Genomic DNA, 3,715 nt, shown 5'->3' on the forward strand with positions numbered 1-3,715 from the left:
CCGCGTCTTCTCCAGCGCGTAGTTGCCCGCACCCACGCGGCGCGCTGTCCAGCCTGACGTGTTCAGCAGCTGCGCAAAGCCGTCTTCCACGGAGAACGTGCCGGACAGGCCGCGTGTCTCCATGCCGCCGAGCTGTTGCAGGTCCATGCCCAGGTTCACGCCTGCCTGTGCGGCAAAGGCCATCAGCGCCGGGCCCAGCGGACCCGGCTGGATCTGGTAGCTCCTGGCAGCGGCGCTGGCGGCCGGCTCGGCCGCCTGGACTGGCAGCGCGTGCAGCAGCAGCGAGGTGCTGACGGCCAGGGCCGCCAAGGCGGTGGCGCGCAGGCTGGCGCGTGGTCCGGCGGTGGAAGAAGGGGAGTGCATGGTGTTCTGTCCTCTGGGCTGTCGATGAAAGTGGTCTTCGCAAGCCTTGACAGGCGAGAGCGAAAAACCGGACAGCCACGGCAGAAAAAAATCGAATCAGCGCCGCGCCACCGTCACCCAGTACCGGCTGCGCTCGTGCACGCGCACCGGCAGGGTCTGGGCCAGCAGGGCCAGGATGCGGTCGGTGTCATGCAGCTGGTAGGTGCCGGAGACGCGCAGGTCGGCGACATCGTCGTCGCACCGCACAAGGCCTTCGCGGTAGCGCGACAGCTCGGCCAGGAAGTCCTGCAGCCGCAGGTTCTCGGCATAGAGCACGCCCAGCGTCCAGGCCGAGTCCCGCGGCGCCACCGGGCGGGTGGCGCTGGCGCCTTGTCCATCGAATTGCAGTTGCTCGCCCGCATGCACCACCACGGCCGTGGCCGATGCTGCCGGCGTGACGCGCACCGCGCCCTCCAGCACGGCCAGCGCCGTGCCCCGCTCCAGCTTGCGCACGATGAAGCGCGTGCCCAGGGCCTGCATCTGGCCGTCGTCTGTCTGCACCATGAAAGGCTGGGAGGCGTAGGGCGGCGCATGCGCGGTCTCGACCAGGATTTCCCCGGCATGCTGGCGGATGCGCCGCGCCGTGCCATCCATGCGCACGCTGATGGCCGAGGCCGTGTTCAGCTGCACGCGGCTGCCATCGGCCAGCGTGACCGCGCGGCGCTCGCCCCTGGCCGTGCGGTAGTCGGCCGTCCAGTCCTGCCAGGGCAGATGGCGCCAGGCCAGCCAGCCCAGCGCAGGCGTGGCCAGGGCCAGCACGGCCGAGCGCAGCAACTGGCGCCGTGCCGCCGAGGGGCGCGCGCGGTTGAGCGTGGCCATGCCGACGGCGGCGGGCACGGTGTTGAAGCGGCCCTTGAGCTGCTCGGCGCATTGCCAGATCTGTTCATGCCGGCTGCTCTGGCTGCGCCAGCGCGCCAGTTCGGCCTGCTCGGCCGCGCTGAAGTCCGAGGCATGCCTGCGGGCCAGCCAGCGGGCGGCCTCGTCCAGGATGCGTGCGTCTGCGGCCTGCATGCTCAGCGCTCCAGCATCACCAGCAGGCATTGCCGAAAGCCCTGGGCCATGTAGCGCGTCACGGTGCGCACGCTCAGCTGCATCCGGTCGGCAATGTCCTCGTAGGACAGGCCTTCTAGCTGGGACATGAGAAAGGCCGTGCGCACCCTGGCGGGCAGGGCGTCCAGCAGCGCATCGAGCTCCTGCAGCGTCTCCAGCAGGATGGCCCGCGCCTCCACGGACGGCACGGTGGCCTGGGGCAGGAGGTGCAGCGACGCCAGGTAGGCCTGCTCCAGCGAGCGGCGTTCGAGGTGATTGACCAGCAGCCGCCTGGCCACTGTCGTCAGATAGGCCCGAGGCTCCTGGATGTCCTCGATGGCCTGTGTCCTGGCGCTGACCCAGATGCGCGTGAACGTGTCCTGGGCCAGGTCGGCCGCATCGCAGCGGTTGCCCAGCCTGCGCTGCAGCCACGCGACCAGCCAAGGGTTGTGCTGCGCGTACATGCTGCCCAGAGCCTGGCTGGCGCCACTGTCGGTGGATGGATGCACGTGCCGGGCCTTTCCTCTTGTGCGTCAAGAAACTGCCGGCATTTTATCCAGTTGATATGAATTCTCATTTGCATTGGGATCTGTGCGATCCCGCGCACCGGATCAGCCCGCCGCCGCCAGCCCGTCGAAGGTCGTGCTGGTCACCCAGTCGATGATCTGCGCGTGCGTGTACTGGCCCGACTCCTTGAGCAGGGCCACCACCGGATCGCAGGCCCGCGCGAACAGCGTGTAGAGCACCAGTTCGGCCGGCAGCGTGGCCTGCATCTGGCCGCTGGTCTGGGCCTCGGTGATCCAGATGCTCAGGCGGTTGCTCAGCGCGATCAGCCGGTCCATGTAGTCGTCGTTGGATTGCAGCGAGGCGCTGAGGTTGGAGTTCTGCGCGGGCAGGGAGGGCATCTCGCCTTCCAGCTGGGTCTGCATGGCCCAGCGCGTCACGGCCTTGAGCTGTTCCAGCGGGCGCGTCGGCGTGCCGGCCTCGGCCGCCAGGCTGGCTTCGTCGCGCAGGCCGTCCACGAAGGCCAGGGCACGGTCCAGCACGCCCACCATGGCGGCCCCTGCCAGTTCTTCCTTGGAGGTGAACAGCTTGTACAGGCTGGCCTTGGCCATGCCGGCCTCGGCCGCCACCTCGTCCACCGTCATGGCGTCGTAGCCCTTGGTGGCCAGCAGCCGGTTGACGGCCGCCACGATGGCCTGCTCGCGCACGCGCTGTATCTGTTCTTTGATGGAGGAGCGGCTTGTCATAGCCATATTTTAGACCCGACAGGTCATATCCGATACCAAATAGTGCAAAGCAGATACGTTTGGTATATAGTTTGAACTCATCAGTTCACAGTTTGATCTTCATGGTCTGACTGATCGATTCAACCAGGAAGGACGCTCCCATGCATCGCATTGCAGTCATCGGGTCGGGGATTGCGGGGCTGGCCGCAGCACGGCGGCTGGCCGGCGCGCCGGGCGGGCATGGCGTGACCCTGCTGGAGGCAGGCAGCCATTTCGGCGGCCATGCCAACACGGTCGATCTGGCGCTGGGCGGCGTGAGCCAGGGGGTGGACACGGGCTTTCTGGTGTTCAACCACCGCACCTATCCGCTGCTGACCCGTCTGTTCGAAGAGCTGCAGGTGCCCACGGCGGAGGCCGAGATGTCGTTTTCCGTGCAGGTGCCGCAGGCCGGCGGCCGGGCGGGCCTGGAGTGGAGCGGCAGTTCGCTGGGCGGTGTGTTCGCCCAGCGCAGCAATCTGCTGCGGCCCCGTTTCCTGAAGATGCTGGCCGAGATCCTGCGCTTCAACCGCCTGACCACGCGCATCGCCGAGGAAGGCGATGAAGCGCGGCTGCGCAGCTGCATCGAAGATTTCCTGGACGACCACGGCTTCGGGCCGGCCTTTCGCCAGGACTATCTGCTGCCCATGATGGGCTGCATCTGGTCCTGCCCCACCGACCAGATGCTGCGCTTTCCCGTGGCCACGCTGATCCGCTTTTGCCACAACCACGGCCTGATCCAGGTCACGGACCGGCCGCTGTGGCGCACCGTGCGCGGTGGTTCGCGCCAGTATGTGCGGCGCATGGTGGCCGCGCTGCAAAAGGACGGCCGCCACGAGGTCCGGCTGAACGCGCCCGTGCTGGGCCTGCGCCGCGCCGCGCACGGCGTGCTGCTGCAGATGGCGCACGGCACGGAGCGGTTCGACGCCGTGGTGCTGGCCTGCCACAGCGACCAGGCCCTGCGACTGCTGGGCTCCGATGCCACGCCGCTCGAGCGCAGCGTGCTGGGCGCCATCCGC

At 68.3% G+C, this 3,715-nt stretch carries 5 protein-coding genes; 1 reads left to right on the plus strand and 4 read right to left on the minus strand.

Annotated elements, in window-relative coordinates; translation table 11 throughout:
* From L995_RS04695 to L995_RS04710, 4 genes are all read right to left on the minus strand, one after another.
* On the minus strand, positions 1 to 363 hold a 363-nt coding region (locus L995_RS04695), incomplete at its 3' end, for an STN domain-containing protein (protein ID WP_047469620.1).
* Between the two features lie 96 nt (positions 364 to 459).
* Complete coding sequence (locus L995_RS04700) at positions 460 to 1,413, minus strand: FecR domain-containing protein (RefSeq protein WP_046986841.1); 954 nt, start codon at positions 1,411 to 1,413, stop codon at positions 460 to 462.
* Positions 1,414 to 1,415: 2 nt separating this feature from the next.
* Positions 1,416 to 1,895, minus strand: a complete 480-nt coding sequence (locus tag L995_RS04705; RefSeq protein WP_052195752.1) for a sigma-70 family RNA polymerase sigma factor — start codon at positions 1,893 to 1,895, stop codon at positions 1,416 to 1,418.
* Positions 1,896 to 2,042: 147 nt separating this feature from the next.
* On the minus strand, positions 2,043 to 2,681 hold the full coding sequence (locus L995_RS04710; protein ID WP_197065103.1) for a TetR/AcrR family transcriptional regulator: 639 nt from the start codon (positions 2,679 to 2,681) through the stop codon (positions 2,043 to 2,045).
* A gap of 140 nt (positions 2,682 to 2,821) precedes the next feature.
* On the opposite strand from L995_RS04710, the gene L995_RS04715 reads away from it, so the two are divergent.
* Positions 2,822 to 3,715: NAD(P)/FAD-dependent oxidoreductase (locus L995_RS04715; protein WP_047469630.1), on the plus strand; the 894-nt coding region annotated here is incomplete at its 3' end.

Source organism: Delftia sp. ZNC0008, assembly GCF_000799035.1.
In the GTDB taxonomy this organism is placed as follows: domain Bacteria; phylum Pseudomonadota; class Gammaproteobacteria; order Burkholderiales; family Burkholderiaceae_C; genus Comamonas; species Comamonas tsuruhatensis.

What these genes read in the sequence shown, in the direction of transcription:
- L995_RS04710 (WP_197065103.1), bottom strand. Translation starts at nt 2,681, where the DNA reads ATGACAAGCCGCTCCTCCATCAAAGAACAGATACAGCGCGTGCGCGAG.
- L995_RS04700 (WP_046986841.1), bottom strand. Translation starts at nt 1,413, where the DNA reads ATGCAGGCCGCAGACGCACGCATCCTGGACGAGGCCGCCCGCTGGCTG.
- L995_RS04705 (WP_052195752.1), bottom strand. Translation starts at nt 1,895, where the DNA reads ATGTACGCGCAGCACAACCCTTGGCTGGTCGCGTGGCTGCAGCGCAGG.